The organism is Bradyrhizobium sp. SPXBL-02 (assembly GCF_051853065.1).
Taxonomy (GTDB): domain Bacteria; phylum Pseudomonadota; class Alphaproteobacteria; order Rhizobiales; family Xanthobacteraceae; genus Bradyrhizobium.
The window spans coordinates 6,705,499-6,726,087 of record NZ_CP182474.1 but is presented as its reverse complement, the minus strand read 5'-3'; the positions used below and the strand labels follow the sequence as shown (position 1 = coordinate 6,726,087).

21 protein-coding genes and 1 other RNA gene are annotated in these 20,589 nt (G+C 65.0%); 16 read left to right on the top strand and 6 right to left on the bottom strand.

Annotated features, from left to right (window positions below):
* Positions 1 to 61: 61 nt before the first annotated feature.
* From ACNJYD_RS31310 to ssrA, 5 genes are all read right to left on the bottom strand, one after another.
* Positions 62 to 313: a ribbon-helix-helix domain-containing protein gene (locus tag ACNJYD_RS31310; RefSeq protein WP_025038043.1), complete on the bottom strand. Its 252-nt coding sequence runs from the start codon at positions 311 to 313 to the stop codon at positions 62 to 64.
* Entirely contained in the window at positions 310 to 498 is a 189-nt protein-coding gene (locus ACNJYD_RS31305; RefSeq protein WP_109144934.1) for a DUF4169 family protein, read from the bottom strand. Before ACNJYD_RS31305 ends, ACNJYD_RS31310 begins: the two co-directional genes overlap by 4 nt.
* Before the next feature lie 275 nt (positions 499 to 773).
* Entirely contained in the window at positions 774 to 2,207 is a 1,434-nt protein-coding gene (fumC, locus tag ACNJYD_RS31300) for a class II fumarate hydratase (protein ID WP_439364283.1), read from the bottom strand.
* Positions 2,208 to 2,296: 89 nt separating this feature from the next.
* Positions 2,297 to 2,815, bottom strand: a complete 519-nt coding sequence (locus tag ACNJYD_RS31295) for an SspB family protein (RefSeq protein WP_172787448.1) — start codon at positions 2,813 to 2,815, stop codon at positions 2,297 to 2,299.
* A gap of 116 nt (positions 2,816 to 2,931) precedes the next feature.
* Positions 2,932 to 3,298: a transfer-messenger RNA gene (gene ssrA / locus ACNJYD_RS31290) on the bottom strand.
* 526 nt (positions 3,299 to 3,824) lie between these two features.
* Here ssrA and ACNJYD_RS31285 point away from each other — a divergent pair.
* The 10 genes from ACNJYD_RS31285 (at position 3,825) to ACNJYD_RS31240 (ending at position 13,323) form a co-directional block, all read left to right on the top strand.
* Positions 3,825 to 4,586, top strand: coding sequence for a tripartite tricarboxylate transporter TctB family protein (locus ACNJYD_RS31285; RefSeq protein ID WP_172787447.1), 762 nt, complete (start codon positions 3,825 to 3,827; stop codon positions 4,584 to 4,586).
* Between the two features lie 7 nt (positions 4,587 to 4,593).
* The gene (locus tag ACNJYD_RS31280) at positions 4,594 to 6,108 is read left to right on the top strand and encodes a tripartite tricarboxylate transporter permease (RefSeq protein ID WP_172787446.1); all 1,515 of its coding nucleotides are present in this window, start codon (positions 4,594 to 4,596) and stop codon (positions 6,106 to 6,108) included.
* Between the two features lie 141 nt (positions 6,109 to 6,249).
* Positions 6,250 to 7,230 (top strand): tripartite tricarboxylate transporter substrate binding protein BugD, encoded by a 981-nt coding sequence (locus tag ACNJYD_RS31275; protein WP_172787445.1) that lies wholly within the window; start codon positions 6,250 to 6,252, stop codon positions 7,228 to 7,230.
* Between the two features lie 174 nt (positions 7,231 to 7,404).
* On the top strand, positions 7,405 to 8,199 hold the full coding sequence (locus tag ACNJYD_RS31270; RefSeq protein WP_172787444.1) for a thymidylate synthase: 795 nt from the start codon (positions 7,405 to 7,407) through the stop codon (positions 8,197 to 8,199).
* 5 nt (positions 8,200 to 8,204) lie between these two features.
* Positions 8,205 to 8,690, top strand: a complete 486-nt coding sequence (locus tag ACNJYD_RS31265; RefSeq protein WP_212259140.1) for a GNAT family N-acetyltransferase — start codon at positions 8,205 to 8,207, stop codon at positions 8,688 to 8,690.
* Positions 8,690 to 9,199 carry a dihydrofolate reductase gene (locus ACNJYD_RS31260; protein WP_260380257.1) on the top strand — a complete coding sequence of 170 codons (510 nt, stop codon included), beginning with the start codon at positions 8,690 to 8,692 and terminating at the stop codon, positions 9,197 to 9,199. Before ACNJYD_RS31265 ends, ACNJYD_RS31260 begins: the two co-directional genes overlap by 1 nt.
* Positions 9,200 to 9,352: 153 nt before the next feature.
* The gene (gene hflK, locus ACNJYD_RS31255; RefSeq protein WP_172787441.1) at positions 9,353 to 10,483 is read left to right on the top strand and encodes an FtsH protease activity modulator HflK; all 1,131 of its coding nucleotides are present in this window, start codon (positions 9,353 to 9,355) and stop codon (positions 10,481 to 10,483) included.
* Complete coding sequence (gene hflC / locus ACNJYD_RS31250) at positions 10,480 to 11,376, top strand: protease modulator HflC (protein WP_212259142.1); 897 nt, start codon at positions 10,480 to 10,482, stop codon at positions 11,374 to 11,376. Before hflK ends, hflC begins: the two co-directional genes overlap by 4 nt.
* Before the next feature lie 71 nt (positions 11,377 to 11,447).
* Positions 11,448 to 11,654, top strand: coding sequence for a DUF2065 domain-containing protein (locus ACNJYD_RS31245; RefSeq protein ID WP_172787439.1), 207 nt, complete (start codon positions 11,448 to 11,450; stop codon positions 11,652 to 11,654).
* 142 nt (positions 11,655 to 11,796) lie between these two features.
* Positions 11,797 to 13,323 carry a Do family serine endopeptidase gene (locus ACNJYD_RS31240; protein ID WP_172787438.1) on the top strand — a complete coding sequence of 509 codons (1,527 nt, stop codon included), beginning with the start codon at positions 11,797 to 11,799 and terminating at the stop codon, positions 13,321 to 13,323.
* A gap of 132 nt (positions 13,324 to 13,455) precedes the next feature.
* On the opposite strand, the gene serB is transcribed toward ACNJYD_RS31240, so the two are convergent.
* Positions 13,456 to 14,361 (bottom strand): phosphoserine phosphatase SerB, encoded by a 906-nt coding sequence (gene serB / locus ACNJYD_RS31235; protein ID WP_439364281.1) that lies wholly within the window; start codon positions 14,359 to 14,361, stop codon positions 13,456 to 13,458.
* Positions 14,362 to 14,372: 11 nt separating this feature from the next.
* Here serB and miaA point away from each other — a divergent pair, with 11 nt between their 5' ends.
* The 6 genes from miaA (at position 14,373) to ACNJYD_RS31205 (ending at position 20,584) form a co-directional block, all read left to right on the top strand.
* Entirely contained in the window at positions 14,373 to 15,314 is a 942-nt protein-coding gene (miaA, locus tag ACNJYD_RS31230; protein WP_439364279.1) for a tRNA (adenosine(37)-N6)-dimethylallyltransferase MiaA, read from the top strand.
* Between the two features lie 328 nt (positions 15,315 to 15,642).
* Positions 15,643 to 17,418 (top strand): acetolactate synthase 3 large subunit, encoded by a 1,776-nt coding sequence (locus tag ACNJYD_RS31225; protein ID WP_439364278.1) that lies wholly within the window; start codon positions 15,643 to 15,645, stop codon positions 17,416 to 17,418.
* A 4-nt stretch (positions 17,419 to 17,422) separates the two neighbouring features.
* Complete coding sequence (locus ACNJYD_RS31220) at positions 17,423 to 18,394, top strand: threonine dehydratase (RefSeq protein WP_439364277.1); 972 nt, start codon at positions 17,423 to 17,425, stop codon at positions 18,392 to 18,394.
* A gap of 23 nt (positions 18,395 to 18,417) precedes the next feature.
* Positions 18,418 to 18,960, top strand: a complete 543-nt coding sequence (gene ilvN / locus ACNJYD_RS31215; protein WP_439364276.1) for an acetolactate synthase small subunit — start codon at positions 18,418 to 18,420, stop codon at positions 18,958 to 18,960.
* A 3-nt stretch (positions 18,961 to 18,963) separates the two neighbouring features.
* On the top strand, positions 18,964 to 19,659 hold the full coding sequence (locus ACNJYD_RS31210) for a class I SAM-dependent methyltransferase (protein WP_036006616.1): 696 nt from the start codon (positions 18,964 to 18,966) through the stop codon (positions 19,657 to 19,659).
* Between the two features lie 49 nt (positions 19,660 to 19,708).
* Entirely contained in the window at positions 19,709 to 20,584 is an 876-nt protein-coding gene (locus ACNJYD_RS31205) for an EamA family transporter (RefSeq protein WP_439364275.1), read from the top strand.
* Positions 20,585 to 20,589: the final 5 nt, after the last annotated feature.

The window sequence follows — 20,589 nt, the reverse complement described above, 5'->3', positions numbered from 1 at the left end:
GCACCTTAGAGCGATTTTAAAGTGCGGCGGCCGGGGCGCCGTCGCGGGCGCCCCCCGACGGCTACTGGGCCGGGACCTTGTCCGGCTGGGCGGCCATGGCGCGGCTCTTGAAGTAGTCCAGGACGAACAGACGGATCGCCGACGACAGATTGCCCTGCTGGCGGTTGTTGTCGATCTCGCCGACCAGCTCGGACAACGTCATGTTGCGCAGGCCGGAGATCTCTTTCATGCCGTTCCAGAACGCCTCTTCCAGGCTGACGCTGGTCTTGTGGCCGGCGACGACGATCGACCGTTTCACGACCGGCGACTTCATGGCTGCTCCTCGCGATCGATCCGGTGCTGGTCCAGGTGCTCCTTGGCCTGGTCCGCCCGTTTCGCTTCGGACGACCGTTCCGCCTTCGTGCGCCCGAATTTCGCCCGGTTGGCGTCCGCCTGCTTCGCCGAGGCTTCCCGCTCGACGCGCTTCCTGAAACGATTCAGGTTGATGACGTTCCCCATGCCGCGTCTCCATCATCCGATCCTCTCCAGGTAGGATGAAACATTCAGAAACAGGGCGCCGCATTGCGCCCCAGAAGACTTGATCGCCATTAGCTCGTCCTCGTCAATCGGCCCTTGGGGCCATCAAAGGATGAATTCGCCCCGTCGAGGGCAGTAGGGCTGCGTAACACGCCGCCCCGCCGCAACATTGACGGTAATCAAATCCCGCCCCCAAAGCCGCATATTTTTGGGCGCCGAGCGTCCGTATCATTACGGATGGCTATCGGAATTCGGAATTATCCCGGGCTGGTCATCTTCTCGGGGCGCACCAGGCGGTCGAACTCGTCGGCCGAGACCAAGCCGAGCCGCAGCGCCTCCTCCTTCAGCGTGGTGCCGTTGGCATGCGCGGTCTTGGCCACCTTCGCGGCGTTGTCGTAGCCGATCTTCGGCGCCAGCGCCGTCACCAGCATCAGCGAGCGCTCCATCAATTCCTTGATGCGCTTCTCGTCGGCGCGGATGCCGCTGACGCAATGCTCGGTGAAGGAGCGCGCGGCATCCGCCATCAGGCGGATCGAGTGCAGCATGTTGTAGGCCAGCACCGGCTTGTAGACGTTGAGCTCGAAATGGCCCTGGCTGCCGGCGACCGTGATCGCGGTGTGATTGCCGAACACCTGGCAGCACACCATGGTCATCGCCTCGCACTGGGTTGGGTTGACCTTGCCCGGCATGATCGAGGAGCCGGGCTCGTTCTCCGGCAGGATCAATTCGCCGAGGCCCGAGCGCGGGCCGGAGCCGAGCAGGCGGATGTCGTTGGCGATCTTGAACAGGCCGGTCGCGACGGAATTGATGGCGCCGTGCACCAGCACATAGGCATCGTTCGAGGCCAGCGCCTCGAATTTGTTGGCGGCGCTGGTGAAGGGCAGCTTGGTGATTCCGGCGACGTGCTTTGCGAACAGTTTTGCAAAGCGCGGCTTCGAGTTGAGGCCGGTGCCGACGGCGGTGCCGCCCTGCGCCAGCGGATAGAGGTCCTTCACCGCGACCTTGAGCCGGGCGATGCCGCTTTCGACCTGCGCGGCATAGCCGGAGAATTCCTGACCCAGCGTCAACGGCGTCGCATCCTGGGTATGGGTGCGGCCGATCTTCACGATCTTCGAAAACTCCCTCTCCTTCTCGCGCAGCGCGCGCAGCAACTCGGCGAGGGCAGGGACGAGATCGGCATTGATGCGGCTTGCCGCCGCGATGTGCATCGCGGTCGGGAAGGAATCGTTCGACGACTGGCTCATGTTGACGTGATCGTTGGGATGCACCGGCTTCTTGGCGCCGAGCTCGCCGCCGAGCAGCTCGTTGGCGCGGTTGGCGATCACCTCGTTGAGGTTCATGTTGCTCTGCGTGCCCGAGCCGGTCTGCCACACGACAAGCGGGAAATGATCGTCCAGCTTGCCCTCGATCACCTCGCGCGCGGCGCGGACGATGGCATTGGCGCGGCGCTGATCGAGCAGTCCGAGTTCGAGATTGGACTGCGCGGCGGCGAGCTTGACCATGCCGAGGGCATGCACGAGCGAGATCGGCATGCGGTCGGTGCCGATGCGGAAATTCTGGCGCGACCGCTCGGTCTGCGCCCCCCAATAGCGATCGGCGGGCACCTCGATGGGACCGAAACTATCGGTCTCGGTGCGGGTCGCCGGGCGGGCGGTGTTCGAGCGGGAAGCTTTGGCCATGAGCACATCCATTCTGCCGCGCGAAACGCCGCACGGCCTCTTCATGTGCTTCTCTATATAGGCAGTTGGGGCGGGCGCGATGGCGTCGCGGCCAACCTAGATCATTTCTTGCGGAAACGATCGAGCCGCACGACCTCGGCGCCGCCCTGGCTCGGCGGGGTTGGCTCGTCGGCAGCTTCCGCCTTCTCCGCGGCAGGTGCCGGGACCGATACGGCCGATGGCGCAGGCGCTGCCGGCAGATTGTCCGGCGCGACCTCGGCGACGTCGGAGGTGTCGAATTGGAGGCCGAACTTCACGGACGGATCAAGGAAGCTCTTGATCGCACTGAACGGCACCACCAGCCGCTCCGGAATGCCGCCAAAGGACAGGCCGACCTCGAAGCGGTCCTCGAGCACGGTCAGGTCCCAGAACTGGTGCTGGAGGATGATCGTCATCTCCTCCGGATATTGCGCGAGCAGCCGCGGCGACAGCTTCACGCCCTCGGCCTTGGACACGAAGGTGATGAAGAAATGGTGCTCGCCCGGCAGGCCATGGGCCGCGGCATCGGTCAGCACCTTCCGCAGCACGCCGCGCAGCGCGTCGCGGGCCAGCACATCGTATCGGATATGATCGGTCGCCATGGTGGTCCTGTTGCATCCCCGAAGAAGGACCCTGCCGATCCGACTCGCCAAGCCGCAATAGTACCGCGCCTGACGGGTGAGCAGGAGTCCCCGCCGGGGAAGAAATCAAAGAGTAAAGTGGAGGCTTCTGTTGCCAGGTGCCTCCGAACCCCGCCTAGCGGAGCTTAACCCACTAGGACTTTAGAGTGGTCTTTCAAACTGCGTTACGCAGCCTGAGCAACCGGAGCAAAGTTGTCGTTGGCAACTATTGCAGTAGCCCGATAACGGCGGAACAATACCGGGAAAAAGCACGCCCTTTACGCCCTCGTCGATCCTATTTCGCCCCCGCCAAAGCCCAGCTTCAGGCTCGCCCGATGGTGGGCTTTGGTGGAGGCGCCGGGTACCGCCCCCGGGTCCGAATGGTTTATTACGACGACCGTTTATTTCCATAGCCGGCGAACCGGCACTCCCAATATAGGGGGCAAAGCTCCCGAAAAACAGAGGGTTGGAGGAGCTATCCTGCGGTTCCCTTTGGATAGGTTTCAGGCCGCCTTGGGCAGCTCACCCGCGCGGCGGTCTGACTCTTGATGGCGGCTGCTGGTCGCGATCCCCGTCAGTGTCGGCGTCACTTATTTCCTGCGGCGGAAAGTAGCAGCATGACCGGCCGAAGCCCGATCTGGTCCTTGATCTTCGCCTTCTGTCCGATGTCGCTGCTCGCCGAGGGCGGGACCGCGGCGACGGCACCTGATGCACTGGGGCGCACAGTGGGTGCATGACTGGATGACCGACAGGCAGCGAGCGCCCTCATCCTGCCATCGCACAATTGCTGCACTGCTCCTGAGCGCGATGGTTGCGGTGGTCGCGTCCATCTCGCGCATCAATCCACTCTGGCATCGCCTTGCCGGTGGCGTGTTGGGTTTTGCTGGCATTGTCTGATGAAAATCGCTAGGCAGTGATCCGGGCGGGTAACCAGTTCCAGCCGATTTAGAACAACAGTGCTCGTGACTTACGGGTCGCGGAGGAGACAGGCATGGCCGACACGATGGGCCACTCAGCGACAGCCACCCGAAACACCCGGTTGGCGCTCGGCTTTTGTCTGCTGGCGATTGCGCCGCAGATTTTCGAATTGATCTGGTCGATCGGGACGATCTTCGGCTGGGGGACCGGCCGCGGTCCGGCGGCGGTCGTCACCAGCCACGCGACAGCGCTGCTGGCCGGCGCGCCCAGTGCCATCTTCGGATCGTTCGGCGGCGGCGCCAAGAAGATGTCGTCCGAGGTGCTGCTGGCGCTGATCTATTCCTATCCGCTGTTTGCGGTGGCGATCCTCACGGTGTTCATGACCATCCGTTCGGCGCAAGACTATGTCGGCGGCGTCGTGCTGATGGCCCTTGCCCTGTTCGCGCTGTGGGCGTCGAGTGATTTGCAGGGCATGCGTGGCTTCTCCTTCGGTGCAGGCACTGCGCCACGTATGTTCGGCGGGCTGCTGGTTGCCCTGTCTGCCGGCGTCGCGTTGACCGGCCTGATCACGGAGGGACCGGCGCTTGCCCATTATTCCTGGCGCGGGCCGCTGTTCGTGATGGCGGCGATCCTGTTCTTCGCGCTGGCGATCCGGCCGCTCGGCCTCGTGGTCACGGCTTTTGCCAGCTTCATGATCGCGGCGACAGGTTCGCACGAGACGCGCTGGCTGGAAGCGGCCATCGTCGGCGCCTGCCTGACGCTCGGCTGCGCAATCCTGTTCCCCTACGTGCTCGGGCTGCCGATGCCTATGTTTCCGCGTTTCCTGATCCAGTGAGGGCGTGATGGATATCTTTGCCAACCTCGCTCACGGCTTCGCCGTCGCGTTCTCCCCGATCAACCTCCTGATGTGCCTGATCGGCGCCCTCGTCGGCACGCTGGTCGGCGTTCTACCTGGCATCGGAACCATCGCGACCGTTGCCATGCTGCTGCCGATCACCTTCGGACTGCCGCCGGTGGGCGCGCTGATCATGCTCGCCGGCATCTATTACGGCGCGCAATATGGCGGCTCGACCACGTCGATCCTGGTCAACATACCCGGTGAGGCGACATCGGTCGTGACCGCCATCGACGGTCACCAGATGGCCAAGCAAGGCCGTGCCGGCCCGGCGTTGGCGATCGCCGCGATCGGCTCGTTCTTCGCCGGCTGCGTCGCGACCGTCTTGATCGCACTGCTTGGCGCACCGCTGACGAAACTCGCGCTGGCGTTCGGCCCGGCCGAATATTTCTCGCTGATGGTGCTCGGTCTGATCTTCGCGGTCGTGCTGGCCAAGGGCTCGGTGCTGAAGGCGATTGCGATGATCGTGTTCGGCCTCTTGCTGTCGATGGTCGGCTCGGACATCGAGACCGGCGCCTCGCGCATGGCCTTCAACATTCCGGAGCTCGCCGACGGACTCGGCTTTGCGACGGTGGCGATGGGTGTGTTCGGCTTCGCCGAGATCATCCGCAATCTCGACCACGGCGCCGAGATGAACCGCGACCTCGTGCAGCAGAAGATCACCGGCCTGATGCCCACCAGGAAGGACCTGGCCGATGCGACGCCGCCGATCCTGCGCGGCACCGTGCTCGGCTCGATCCTCGGTATCCTGCCCGGCGGCGGCGCGGTGATCGCGTCCTTCGCGGCCTATACGCTCGAGAAGAAGCTCTCAAAGACCCCGTCCCGGTTCGGCCGCGGCGCGATCGAGGGCGTGGCGGGACCGGAGAGTGCCAACAACGCCGCGGCACAGACCTCGTTCATTCCGCTGCTCACGCTCGGCATCCCGCCGAACGCGGTGATGGCGCTGATGGTGGGCGCCATGACCATCCATGGTATCGTGCCCGGTCCGCAGGTGATGCAGAAGCAGCCGGATCTCGTCTGGGGCATGATCGCCTCGATGTGGATCGGCAATCTGATGCTGATCATCATCAACCTGCCGCTGGTCGGAATCTGGGTGCGGCTCTTGCGCGTGCCGTACCGGCTGATGTTCCCCTCGATCGTGATCTTCTGCGCGATCGGCATCTATTCGGTGAACAACGCGCCGGTCGACGTCATCCTCGCCGGCGTGTTCGGTCTCGTCGGCTATTGGCTGATCAAGCACGATTTCGAGCCGGCGCCGTTGCTGCTCGGCATGGTGCTCGGACCGCTGATGGAGGAGAACCTGCGCCGGGCGCTGCTGATCTCGCGTGGCGACTGGAGCGTGTTCCTGACGCGTCCGTTGTCGGCGGTGCTGCTTGCGGTCGCGGCGAGCCTGCTTGTCCTGACAGTGCTCCCCGTGTTGCGCGCCAAGCGCGACGAGGTGTTCACCGAGTCCGAGAACTGAGGTCGCTCGCGCCCTGCGCCCGCGCCGCGCCCTGCGTCGGCACGCCGCATTCGGAAGTCGAATCGACTTGTGTTACGGCTTTGTGAAATGGAAATGCCGGCCTTTGGGCCGGCATTTTATTGTGTCCAAAGGGGGATCGCCATGACGTTCATTCGCGCGCTCGCAGGCGCATGTGCAGCAGCGATAGCATCGCTGGGCGCCTTTATCGCAACGGCTGAGGCGCAGACCTATCCGACGCGCAGCATTACCATGATCGTGCCTTTCGCGGCCGGCGGGCCGACTGACGTGATCTCACGGATCGTCACCGGGCACATGGCGCAGACGCTGGGGCAGAGCATCATCATCGAGAACGTCGTGGGTGCCGGCGGCACCACTGCCACGACGCGTGCAGCGCGTGCGGCCAATGATGGCTATACGCTGATCACCGGGCATATGGGCACGCATGCCGCCTCTGTGCCGCTCTATCCGAAGCTGGCCTATCAGCCCGAGAAAGACTTCGAGCCGATCGCCCTGCTGGCGGGCACGCCGATCCTGATCCTGGCGCGCAAGGACTTTCCGCCGAAGGACCTCAAGGAGTTCGTCACCTATGTGAAGGCGAATGCCGAGAAGGTGAACGCCGCGCATGCCGGCGTCGGCTCGGTTTCGCACGTCTCGTGCGAGCTTCTGCACTCGATCCTCGACATCAAGCCGGTCGGCGTGCCCTTCAACGGGACGGGACCTGCGATGAATGCGCTGGTGGCGGGTCAGGTCGACTACATGTGCGACCAGATCGTCAACGCCGTCCCGCAGATCAATGCCGGCACCATCAAGGCCTATGCGATCGCCACGGCCGAGCGCAACCCGTCGCTGCCGAACGTGCCCACCACGGCGGAAGCCGGCCTGCCGGCATTCCAGGCTCAGGCCTGGAACGCGATGTTCGCGCCCAAGGGAACCTCGCCTGCGATCGTGGCAAGCGTGAACGCCGCCGCCGTCAAGGCGCTCGACGACGAGACTGTGAAGAAGCGCCTGCTCGAACTCGGCAGCGTCATCCCCGCGCCGAAGGACCGAACCCCGGAGGCGCTGGCGACCCTGGTCAAGAACGAGATCGCGAAGTGGAGCCCGGTGCTCAAGCCGGCAAATTAAGCGAAGGCGATCAAGGCGCTAGGCGAGGGGCGGAACGCTGAGTTTCGCCCCCTTGTCGTTTGTGCCGGGCACACTCACTTTTCCGGGTATAATCGACGGGGACAGCGAATCGCCGCTGTTGCAGCGCGGGGGCGGCCGCTAAGTTCGCCGCCTCCCCAAAGGCTCAGTCGCAACATGCACCAGTATCAGGACCTGCTCGAGCGGATTCTTTCAGACGGCGTCGAGAAGACCGACCGGACCGGCACCGGCACGCTCTCGGTGTTCGGCCATCAGATGCGCTTCAATTTGTCGGCCGGCTTCCCGATGCTGACAACCAAGCGGCTGCCGCTGAAGGCGATCGTGCATGAGCTGCTCTGGTTCCTGAAGGGCGACACCAACATCAAATATCTGCGCGACAACGGCGTCACGATCTGGGACGAGTGGGCGGACGCCAATGGCGATCTCGGTCCGGTCTACGGCCATCAGTGGCGCTCCTGGCCGACACCCGACGGAGGCAGCATTGACCAGATCGCCAAGGTCATCGACATGATCAAGCGCACCCCGGATTCGCGTCGGCTGATCGTGACCGCCTGGAATCCGGCGGACGTCGACAAGATGGCGCTGCCGCCTTGCCACCTGCTATTCCAGTTCTATGTCGCGAACGGCAAGCTGTCGTGCCAGCTCTATCAGCGTTCGGCGGACGTCTTCCTCGGCGTGCCCTTCAACATCGCATCCTACGCGCTGCTCACCATGATGGTCGCGCAAGTTACCGGCCTCAAGCCCGGCGACTTCGTGCACTCGCTCGGCGACACCCATCTCTATTCCAACCACCTGGAGCAGGCGCGGCTCCAGCTCAGCCGCGCACCTCGCGCGCTGCCGGTGATGCGGATCAACCCCGATGTGAAGGACATCTTCTCCTTCCGCTACGAAGACTTCGAGCTCGTCGGCTACGATCCGCATCCGCACATCAAGGCGGAAGTCGCGGTCTGACACCGATGTCGTCGACCATCCGCCGTGCGCAGCTCGGGGAGGCCGGGCTCGTCCTGTCCTTCATCCGCGAGCTCGCTGAGTACGAAAAGCTCACGCACGAGGTCGAGGCGACCGAGGCCGACATCGCCGACGCGCTGTTCGGCGAGCGGCCGCAGCTCTATTGCGCGATCGCGGAGTGGAACGGCGAGCCGGTCGGCTTCGCGGTGTGGTTTCTCAATTTCTCCACCTTCAGCGGCCGCCACGGCATTTATCTCGAAGATCTCTATGTGCGGCCGTCGCATCGGGGCAAGGGTCTCGGCAAGGCGCTGCTGGCCTATCTCGCCAGGGAATGCGTCGACAACGGCTGGTCGCGCCTGCAATGGGCGGTGCTCGACTGGAACGCACCCTCGATCGCGTTCTACAAATCGCTCGGCGCGGTCATGATGGACGACTGGACGCTGTGCCGCGTCACCGGGCCTGCGCTGACACAGCTTGCCGGGAGCTCTGCCTGATGGAGATCGTCTTCGTCGTCGCGATCGCGGAGAACGGCGTTATCGGCACGGGCAATGCCATGCCGTGGCGGTTGAAGTCCGATATGGCGCGCTTCAAGGCGCTGACCATCGGCAAGCCCGTGATCATGGGGCGCAAGACCTTCGAGACCCTGCGCCGGCCGCTGCCGGGCCGCACCAACATCGTGGTCACGCGCGATGCGGCCTATCGCGCCAATGGCGCCATCGTCACGACGTCGCCAGCGGATGCCGGTGCGGTCGCGCTTGGCGATGCCCTGCGGCGTTCGGTCACTGAAATCGCGGTAATCGGCGGCGCCGAGATCTTCCGGCAATGGCTGGATCGCGCCGATCGTCTCGAAATTACCGAAGTGCACGCGCGCCCCGAAGGCGACACGTATTTCGACATCGACAAGGCGGAATGGGACGAGGTTGAACGCATCCGCCACCCTGCCGGCCCCGACGACAGCGCCGACGTCTCCTATGTGACATATCGTCGGCGGCGCGGCCATTAACCGCTTTCGTCAATGTTTACATTGACTTTTTCGTGCCCGAGCATAGCTCGGAAGACGGTCAGGGCTGCGTTGTAAGGGACTTGCCTGTCCCCTATAAAGCCGGACCGGACAAAGCGGGCGGGGGCAATTCCACCCTGCCGAGGAGAGCGTCGAATGCCGTGGAAGAATCAGGGCGGTGGCCCGTGGGGCTCGGGTCCAAAGGGACCATGGGGCTCGGGCCCGCAACCGGTCGGGCCGAGGCCGCCGGATCTGGAAGACCTTCTGCGGCGCGGCCAGGACCGCCTCCAGCAGATCATGCCGGGCGGCTATTTCTCCGGCATCGGCATCACGCTGATCATCCTGCTGATCGTCGCATTCTGGCTGCTGTCGGGCTTCTTCCGCGTGCAGTCCGAAGAGCTCGGCGTCGTGCTGCGCTTCGGCAAGCATGTCCGCACCGTGCAGCCCGGCCTGAACTATCATCTGCCCTATCCAATCGAGACAGTGCTGCTGCCCAAGGCGCTGCGCGTCAACACCATCTCCGTCGGCATGACGCTGATCGACGATCCGGCGCGGCGCGGCCGCTCCATTCGCGACGTGCCTGAAGAGAGCCTGATGCTGACCGGCGACGAGAACATCGTCGACGTCGACTTCACCGTGCTCTGGCGCATCAAGCCGGACGGCATCGGCGAATTCCTCTTCAACATCCAGAATCCCGAAGGTACCGTGAAGGCGGTCTCCGAGAGCGCGATGCGTGAGGTGATCGGCCGTTCGCAGATCCAGCCGATCCTGACCGGCGCCCGCAACACGATCGAGCAGCGTGTGCAGGAGCTGATCCAGAAGACCCTCGACAGCTACGGCGCAGGCATTCTCATCACCCAGGTGCAGATGCAGAAGGTCGATCCGCCGGCGCAGGTGATCGACGCCTTCCGCGACGTGCAGGCGGCCCGTGCCAATCTCGAGCAGCTGCAAAACGAGGCGCACACCTACGCCAACCAGGTCGTGCCGCAGGCGCATGGACGGGCAGCCAAGATCCTCCAGGACGCCGAGGGCTACAAGGAGCAGGCGGTTGCCGAGGCCAAGGGCCAGAGCGCGCGCTTCCTGAAGGTTTACGAGGAATACAAGAAGGCGCCCGACGTGACGCGAGAACGGATTTATCTGGAGACGATGGAGCGCGTGCTCGGCGGCGCCGACAAGCTCGTCTATGACGGCGGCCCCTCAGGCCAAGGCGTCGTGCCCTATCTGCCGCTTCCCGAACTGGCGCCCAAACGGACACCCGGTCCGCAGTCGAGCGGAGCAAGCCGATGAGGTCTCCGGTTACAGGTTTCGTCACGCTGATCGGGCTGCTCCTGGTCCTGATCGTGGCCTACATGTCGCTGTTCACGGTGCAGCAGACCGAGCAGACGATCGTGCTCCAGTTCGGCAGGCCGGTCGACGTCGTCACCGCGCCCGGCCTGCATTTCAAGGCGCCGTGGAATTCGGTGATCAACATCGACAAGCGGATCCTCGACCTGGAGAACCCGTCGCAGGAGGCGATCGCCTCCGACCAGAAGCGGCTCGTGGTCGACGCCTTTGCGCGCTACCGCATCAAGGATGCGCTGCGCTTCTATCAGAGCGTCGGCTCGATCCAGGCCGCCAACATCCAGCTCACCACGCTCCTGAACGCGGCGCTGCGCCGCGTGCTCGGCGAGGTCACGTTCATCAACGTGGTGCGCGACGACCGCGAGAAGCTGATGCTGCGCATCCGCGACCAGCTCGACCGCGAGGCCGACGGCTACGGCATTCAGGTCGTCGACGTCCGGATCCGCCGCGCAGATCTGCCGGAACAGAACAGCCAGGCGGTCTATCTGCGCATGAAGACGGAGCGTGAGCGCGAGGCCGCCGAGTTCCGGGCACAGGGTGGCCAGAAGGCCCAGGAGATCAAGTCCAAGGCCGACCGCGAGGCGACCGTCATCGTCGCGGAGGCCAATTCGCAGGCCGAGCAGACCCGCGGTGCGGGCGATGCCGAGCGCAACCGCCTGTTTGCGGAGGCCTACGGCAAGGACGCCGACTTCTTCGCCTTCTACCGGTCGATGACGGCCTATGAGAACGGGCTGCGTGCCAACGACACCCGCTTCCTGCTGCGGCCGGATTCGGATTTCTTCCGGTACTTCGGTAACCCGTCCGGCAAGACGGCAACCGAGACGCCGGCGAAGCCGTAAGCTAGACAAGGGCGGCGGATTTCGCCGCCCTTTGTCCAGACAAGAACAGCATAACGGGAGGTTCCATTCCGATGAGGTCCATTGCGTTCGCCGACTTCCTCATCGGCCTAGGCATCCTGTTCGTGCTCGAAGGCTTGATGTTCGCAGCCAGTCCGAACTGGATGCGCAAAGCCATGAAAAGCGCCATCGCCACTCCGGACAACATCCTGCGGGCGGTCGGGATTGCCTCGGCCGTGGCCGGACTGGTCCTGATCTGGGTTATGCGTCGGCCGATTTAGGGCTTCGGCCAACGCCAAAGTGAAGGCGCCAGACTGGTTTTCGCCTTATTATCGGGCTCTTGAGGCCCGTGAAGCTCCGCGCTTGCGCCGTGCCCCCGTTCGAGCGCAGTCTGGCGCCGAATCCCTTTGTCTGGAGATCACAATGACCGCTGCCACCATTGCCCCGTCCCGCTCGCGCCGCCGCGTGCGACTTGGTGTGCGAATTGGGCTGGCCGCGCTCGCCGTCGGTGCTTTCAGCGCGTTCGGCACGCCGGCCCATGCGCGCGGACCGGATGGCATCGCTGACGTCGCCGAGAAGGTGATCGACGCGGTCGTCAACATCTCGACCTCGCAGACGGTCGAGGCCAAGGGGGGCGGCAGCAACACCATGCCGCAACTGCCGCCAGGCTCGCCGTTCGAGGAGTTCTTTGACGACTTCTTCAAGAACCGCCGGGGTCCCGGCGGCGGCAGCAAGGGCGGCGAGCGCGGCGACAACAACCCGCCGCGCAAGACCAACTCGCTCGGAAGCGGCTTCATCATCGACACGGCGGGCGTCGTCGTCACCAACAACCACGTCATTGCGGATGCCGACGAGATCCACGTCATCCTCAACGACGGCACCAAGATCAAGGCCGAGCTGGTCGGCGTCGACAAGAAGACCGATCTCGCCGTGCTCAAGATCAAGCCGCCGAAGCCGCTGGTCGCGGTGAAGTTCGGCGATAGCGACAAGCTGCGCCTCGGCGACTGGGTGGTCGCGATCGGCAATCCCTTCAGTCTCGGTGGTACGGTGACGGCCGGCATCGTCTCGGCCAAGAACCGCGACATCTCCTCCGGGCCGTACGACAGCTACATCCAGACCGACGCCTCCATCAACCGCGGCAATTCCGGTGGTCCGCTGTTCAACCTCGACGGCGACGTCATCGGCGTCAACACGCTGATCATCTCGCCGTCCGGCGGCTCCATCGGCATCGGCTTCGCCGTGCCGTCGAAGACGGTGGTGGGCGTCGTCGACCAGCTCCGCCAGTTCGGCGAGCTGCGCCGCGGCTGGCTGGGCGTGCGCATCCAGAGCGTCACCGACGAGATCGCCGAAAGCCTCAACATCAAGCCCGCGCGCGGTGCGCTGGTCGCCGGCGTCGACGACAAGGGCCCGGCCAAGCCCGCCGGGATCGAGCCCGGCGACGTCGTCGTCAAGTTCGACGGCAAGGACGTCAAGGACCCGAAGGACCTGTCCCGCGTCGTCGCCGACACCGCGGTCGGCAAGGAGGTCGACGTCGTCATCATCCGCAAGGGCCAGGAAGAGATCAAGAAGGTCACGCTCGGCCGCCTCCAGGATCCCGACAAGGTGCAGGCGGCGGTGAAGACCGACGAGCCGGCGCCGGAGAAGCCGGTGACGCAGAAGGCGCTCGGCCTCGATCTCGCAGCGCTGAGCAAGGATCTGCGTACGCGCTACAAGATCAAGGAGAGCGTCAAGGGCGTGGTCGTCACCAATGTCGACGCCAATTCGGACGCCGCCGAGAAGCGTCTGTCCGCCGGCGACGTCATCGTCGAGGTGGCGCAGGAGGCGGTGTCGAGCGGCGCCGACATCCAGAAGCGGGTCGACCAGCTCAAGAAGGACGGCAAGAAATCGGTGCTGCTGCTGGTCTCGAACGGCGACGGCGAGCTGCGGTTTGTCGCGCTGAGCGTGCAGTAGGAAAGGCACGGTCCTGTAGGGTGGGCAAAGCGAAGCGTGCCCACCATCTTTCTACCCTCGCGGCAACAAGGGTGGGCACGGCGCAAGGGCGCGTTTGCCCACCTACGGCTGCTGAGCGTGCAGCAAGGGCGGCTAGCCCTCCACGAACTCGTCGCGCCGATACCCCTGCGCATAAAGCAGCGCAGTGAGATCGCCGTGATCGATCCGCGCCGCCGCAGCCGCCGCCACGGCGGGCTTGGCGTGATAGGCCACACCCAGCCCCGCGGCCTGGATCATCGCGAGATCGTTGGCGCCGTCGCCGACCACGACCGAGTCGATGTCGTCGAGATCGAACGATTCCATCAGGTCCACCAGCGTCGCGAGCTTCGCGGCGCGGCCCAGGATCGGTTCCTTCACTTCGCCGGTGAACTTGCCGTCGCGCACGACGAGCTCGTTGGCGCGGTTCTCCTGGAAGCCGATCTTGGCGGCGACCGCGCGCGTGAACAAAGTAAAGCCGCCGGAGACGAGGCAGGTATAGGCGCCGTTCGCGCGCATGGTCGCGACCAGCTCGCGGCCGCCCGGCGTCAGCGTGATGCGCTTGGCCAGCACCTCGTCGACCGCGGTGGCCGGCAGGTCCTTGAGCAGCGCGACGCGCTCGCGCAGCGCCGGCTCGAACTCGATCTCGCCGCGCATCGCACGCTCGGTGATGCCTGCGACATGCGCCTTGACCCCGACGAAATCGGCGAGCTCGTCGATGCATTCCTGGCCGATCATGGTGGAATCCATGTCGGCGAGAAAAAGCTTCTTGCGCCTGGAGCCAACAGGCTGCACGACGATGTCGATGGGCAGGTCGCCGCGGAGCTCGCGCAACCGCTGCTCGATGGCGTGGCGGTCGCCTGCGAGGTTACTGTCGGCGCCGAAGGGGATGTCGACCGCAACCCCGTCGAACAGCCAGTGCGCGGGCGCCGCCTGCGGCAGCACGGCGCGGGCGCCGTCGACGATGGTCGAGTCGAGCGCGGGATTGTCAGGATTGCAGATCAGCGTGGCGACGAGGGACATTTGAGGTTTTCGTGAGCGAGGGGCATTCGAGCAAGGCCGTGCTTATCGCAGGCCCGACCGCCAGCGGCAAGTCGGCGCTGGCGCTCGAGCTTGCGCTCGCCGCCGGCGGCGTCGTCATCAATGCCGATTCCATGCAGGTCTATCGTGACCTCCGCATCATCACGGCGCGGCCGACCGCGGCGGACGAGGCGCTCGTGCCGCATCGGCTCTATGGCCACGTCGATGCCGCCGTGAATTTCTCGGCCGGTGCCTGGGTAAGCGATGCCGCGAAGGCGCTCCATGAGGCGAGGGCGCAGCGACGTCTGCCGATCTTCATCGGCGGCACCGGGCTCTATTTCAAGGCACTGACCACAGGTCTCTCCGTGGTGCCGCCGATCCCCGCCGAGCTGCGCGAGGACGTGCGCGCGCGGCTGGAGCGGAACGGCGTCGAGGCGCTGCACGCGGAACTCGCAGCCCGCGATCCGCGCGCGGCCGAGCGATTGAGCCTGCGCGACCGCACCCGCATCGCCCGCGCGCTCGAGGTGATCGAGGCAACCGGCCGTTCGCTGCTCGATTGGCACCGCGAGGGACAGCCACCGCTGCTGCCCAAGGACAGTTTTCGTGCGATCTTCCTCGCGCCCGGGCGTGACGAGCTCTATGCCCGCATCGATGCTCGTTTCGATGCCATGTTGGGCGCCGGCGCGCTCAAGGAGGTCGAGCGGCTCGCCGCCAGGCAACTCGATCCGCTGCTGCCGGCCATGAAGGCCCATGGCGTGCCGTCCTTGATCCGGCATCTGCGCGGCGAGCTCAGCCTGGAGGAGGCCGCCAGCATCGGCCGCGGCGATACCCGCCACTACGCTAAGCGGCAATTCACCTGGTTCCGGCACCAGCTGCCCGACTTCGAATGGGTCAGGCCGGAGGAGGCGAGGGGATGGCTCGCGGCCATCGTGACCGCGGAGCGGGACCTCGATTGACGCGCTTTTTTGCCGGGTTCCCGAATTTACCTCTCGCCGAACCCGGGGAACACCGCTACACTGCCAAAATCGCGCGGGAACGGCCGCATTGCCTTGACATCCAGGCTTTGGCCGCTATGTTTCGCGCAACCTTTGGGAAGCCGAGCGCCCGCCATGCGTAACATTATTACCAAACTCCTTATCGCCGTCGTACCCAGGCACACCGCCGGGGGTGGCTAGCTGCCATCCACATGACAGGCGGTGTGCATGGGCCCTCTTCGGGGCCTTTTTTATTTCCCGAACCCGACACGAACGAAGCCGCTGACAACAGCGCATCCGGAGCAAGCCAATGAGCGACAAGAGCCACGATCCGAACCAGATGACCGGCGCAGCGATGATCGTCCGCGCACTCATCGATCACGGCGTGACCGACATTTTCGGCTATCCCGGCGGCGCGGTGCTTCCGATCTACGACGAGATCTTCCAGCAGAGCGAGGTCCAGCACATCCTGGTCCGCCACGAGCAGGGCGCGGGCCATGCCGCCGAAGGCTATGCGCGCTCGACCGGCAAGCCGGGCGTTGCGCTGGTGACCTCCGGCCCCGGCGCCACCAACATGGTGACGCCGCTGACGGACGCGCTGATGGACTCGATCCCGCTGGTCTGCATCTCCGGCCAGGTGCCGACGCATCTGATCGGCAACGATGCGTTCCAGGAATGTGACACCGTCGGCATCACGCGCCCCTGCACCAAGCACAACTGGCTGGTGCGCGACGTCAACGATCTCGCCAAGGTGCTGCATGAGGCCTTCTACGTCGCAACCTCGGGCCGTCCGGGCCCGGTGCTGGTCGACGTCCCCAAGGACGTGCAGTTCGCCACCGGCACCTATCATCCGCCGCGCAAATCGGACGTGCACCGCTCCTACGCGCCGCGCCTGAAGGGCGATGCGACGCAGATCCGTAAAGCGGTCTCGCTGCTCGCGAATGCCAAGCGTCCCGTGATCTACAGCGGCGGCGGCGTGATCAATTCCGGCCCCGAGGCGACCAAGCTGTTGCGCGAACTGGTCGAGGTCACCGGTATTCCGATCACCTCGACGCTGATGGGCCTCGGCGCCTATCCGGCGTCGGGCAAGAACTGGCTCGGCATGCTCGGCATGCACGGCACCTACGAGGCGAACATGACCATGCATGATTGCGACGTCATGCTGTGCGTCGGCGCGCGCTTCGACGATCGCATCACCGGCCGCGTCGATGCGTTCTCGCCGGGCTCGAAGAAGATCCACATCGACATCGATCCGTCCTCGATCAACAAGAACATCCGGGTCGACGTGCCGATCATCGGCGATTGCGGCAACGTCCTCGGCGACATCCTCCAGGTGTTCAAGGCGGAGGCGAAGAAGCCCGACATCAGGTCGTGGTGGCAGCAGATCGCGCAATGGCGCGCCCGTAACTCGCTCTATTACAAGAAGAGCAACGACGTCATCCTGCCGCAGCACGCGATCCAGAGCCTGTTCGAAGCGACGCGCGGCAAGGATACCTACATCACGACCGAGGTCGGCCAGCATCAGATGTGGGCGGCGCAGTTCTACGGCTTCGAGGAGCCACATCGCTGGATGACCTCGGGCGGTCTCGGCACGATGGGCTACGGCCTGCCGGCCGCGGTCGGCGTTCAGGTGGCGCATCCGGACAGTCTCGTCATCGACATTGCGGGCGATGCCTCGGTGCAGATGACGATGCAGGAGATGTCGACGGCGGTTCAGTACGAGCTGCCGATCAAGATCTTCATCCTGAACAACCAGTACATGGGCATGGTGCGCCAGTGGCAGCAGCTGCTGCACGGCAACCGGCTGTCGCATTCCTATTCGGAGGCGCTGCCGGACTTCGTCAAGCTCGCGGAGGCCTACGGCGCCGTCGGCCTCCAGGTGCACAAACCGGCCGATCTCGATGGCGCCATCAAGGAGATGATCTCGGTCAAGCGCCCGGTGCTGTTCGACTGCCGTGTCGCGGCACTCGAAAACTGCTTCCCGATGATCCCCTCCGGCAAGGCACATAACGAGATGCTGCTGCCGGAGCAGGCCAACGACGAGGCCACCGCGAAGGCATTCGCCGGCGGCAAGGCGCTGGTCTGAGGCCATGTTCGACCTGAGGGAGCTCGAGCGCGCACATGCGATCGTGGGGCAGGCGGTGCCGGCAACGCCGGCGCATGCCTGGCCGTTGCTCGCAGGTCGGCTCGGCACCGAGGTCGTGGTGAAGCACGAGAACCACACGCCGATCGGCGCCTTCAAGGTGCGCGGCGGCCTCGTCTATCTCGAACGGCTGAAGCGCGAGCGGCCGAACACGCCGGGTATCATCTCGGCGACGCGCGGCAATCACGGCCAGAGCCTCGCCTTTGCCGCGAGCCGGCACGGCGTGCCCGCGGTGATCTATGTGCCGCGCGGCAACTCGGTCGAGAAGAACCGCGCGATGAAGGCCTTCGGTGCCGAACTCGTCGAACACGGCGAGGACTTTCAGGCGGCACGCGAGGAAGCCGAGCGTCGCGCGCAGTTCGCCGGGCTCCACATGGTGCCCTCGTTCCACCCGGATCTCGTTCTTGGCGTTGCGACCTACGCTCTCGAACTATTCCGCGCAGTGCCCGACCTCGACGTCCTCTATGTGCCGATCGGGCAGGGCTCCGGCATCTGCGGCTGCATCATGGCGCGCGACCTGCTCGGCCTGAAGACCGAGATCGTCGGCGTACAGTCGACGGAAGCGCCGTCCTATGCGCTGTCGTTCGCGGCCGGAAAAATCGTGACGACCGAGACCAGCAACACGCGCGCCGACGGCATGGCAACGCGCATCCCCGACGAGGATGCGTTCGCGCTGATCCGCAAGGGCGCCTCGCGCATCGTAGAGGTCACCGACGACGAGGTCGCCGCCGCGATCCGCGCCTACTGGACCGATACGCATAATCTCGCCGAAGGCGCCGGCGCAGCCGCGCTGGCCGCGGCGCTGCAGGAAAAGAGCAAGCTGAAGGGCAAGCGCGTCGGTCTCGTGCTGTCCGGCGGCAATATCGATTTCGATCTGTTCCGCCGTTGGGTCGGGACGGACGCGCCAGCGATGGCGTGACGGAGAGACAAGAGGGGACGACAATGAACCAGCCCGCATCCGCCTATTTCATCGAGGACCGTCACGATCCCAACGAGACGCATACGCTTGCGGTGCTCGTGCAGAACGAGCCGGGCGTGCTCGCGCGCGTCATCGGCCTGTTCTCGGGGCGCGGCTACAACATCGAGAGCCTCACGGTCTCGGAGACCGAGGCTCAGAAGCACCTCTCTCGGATCACCATCGTCACCACGGGCACGCCGATGGTGATCGCGCAGATCAAGAACCAGCTCGACCGCATGATCCCGGTGTATCAGGTCGTCGACATGACCCAGACCAAGCGCTCGATCGAGCGCGAGCTGGCGATGGTGAAAGTGCGCGGACAGGGCGATCATCGGGTCGAGGCGCTCCGGCTGGCGGATGCGTTCCGCGCCCGGGTGATCGACGCCACCACCGAGAGCTTTGTGTTCGAGATCACAGGCAATACGGACAAGATCAATCAATTTATCGACCTGATGCGCCCGCTCGGCCTCGTCGAGGTGTCGCGCACCGGCGTTGCCGCGATCGGCCGCGGGCCTGAAGGGATGTGAGCCATGCTGGCGCGCGACTGGTACTACAACGAGCGGAACCGGATGGGGATCGAGCCCGCTGTGGCCTCGATCTACGACAACCATGACGATGCCGATCTGCGGGCGCGCGCCGCGCTGAAGATGCTCGGGGTCCAGCGCGGCTGGCGCATCGCCGATATCGGCTGCGGCAACGGCGTGCTCGCCACCGAAGCGGCGTTGATGGGGGCCGACGTCGACGCCATCGATATTTCGCCGGCAATGCTGGCGCTGGCCGAGATCTATGCCCGCGACCGCAAGGCACCGGTGCGCACCCAATCCGCCGGCCTGCTCAGCTTCGCCTACCGGCCCGAATCCTACGATCTCATCGTCAGCGAGTTCACGCTGCACCATCTGCCGGATTTCTGGAAGGCGGTGGCGATGTCGCGGATTTTTCGCGCGCTCAAGCCCGGAGCGACGTTTTATCTCCGTGACATTGTTTACTCATCGATGCCTGACGCGATCGAGCGTGACGTCGAGCAATGGGCCGACTTCCAGATCAAGAACCACGATTTCTCCCGCGAGGGCGTGGTGACCCACATGCGCGACGAATATTCCACCTTCGGCTGGGTGATGGAGCGGATGCTGACCGACGTCGGCTTCACCCTGGTCGCGGCCGACTATCACGCGCCGATGCACGGCACCTATCTGCTGCGGAAACCGAAAGCCGGCGAGCAAGGCTAGACCAGAACAATAAACAGGGCTGCACGACAAGGCAGAACCGGAAACAACAATGAAGCCGGCCGACATCCTCATCGCCGTCATGGTGGCGATCATCTGGGGGCTTGCCTTCGTGGCGAGCCGGATCGCGCTCGACGAGCTTTCGCCGGAGCTGATGACGGCGTTGCGATTTACGATCGCTGCGGCACCGTGCCTGTTCATTCCGAAGCCGAAGGTCGCCTGGTCACTGCTGATCGCGATCAGCTTCACGTTGTTCCTCGGTCAGTTCCTGTCGCAGGCCTACGGCATCGCCCATGGCGTCCCGGTGGGCCTCACCTCCGTCGTCGTGCAGAGCCAGGCGCTGTTCACGATCGGCCTTGCCGCGATCCTATTCGGCGAACGTCCGACGCCGGTGCAGACGCTCGGCGTCGCCATCGCCGCGGCGGGCTTGCTGATGATCTGCGGCACCGTCGGCTATGATTTCAGCGTTGCCGCCTTCGCGGTGCTGATGATCTCGCCGCTCAGCTTCGCAATCGGCAATCTGCTGCTTCGTGGCGCGCGCGGCGTGCCGATGTTCGACCTGTTTGCCTGGCTCTGCCTCGCCTCGGCCGTGCCGCTGTTCGTGCTGGCGCTGCTCACCAACGGGCCGGCGTCGACCTGGACGTCGCTGACGCACATGTCGCTGGCATCGGCGGTTTGCATGCTGATGCTCGGCGGCATCTCGACCAGCATCGCCTATTGGCTGTGGGGCCGCCTCTTGCGCGACTACCCGGCTGCGCAAGTCGTGCCGTTCGCGCTGCTGGTGCCGTTCGTGGGCTCGGCGGCCTCCAGCATCGTGTTTGGCGAACGGTTCGGGCCGCTTCGCCTCGCCGGCATGCTGACCGTGATCGGCGGCATCGCCGTGATGGTGCTGGCGAAGCGCCCGCAAGTTCTGCCGAAGACTGCGTGAGGTGA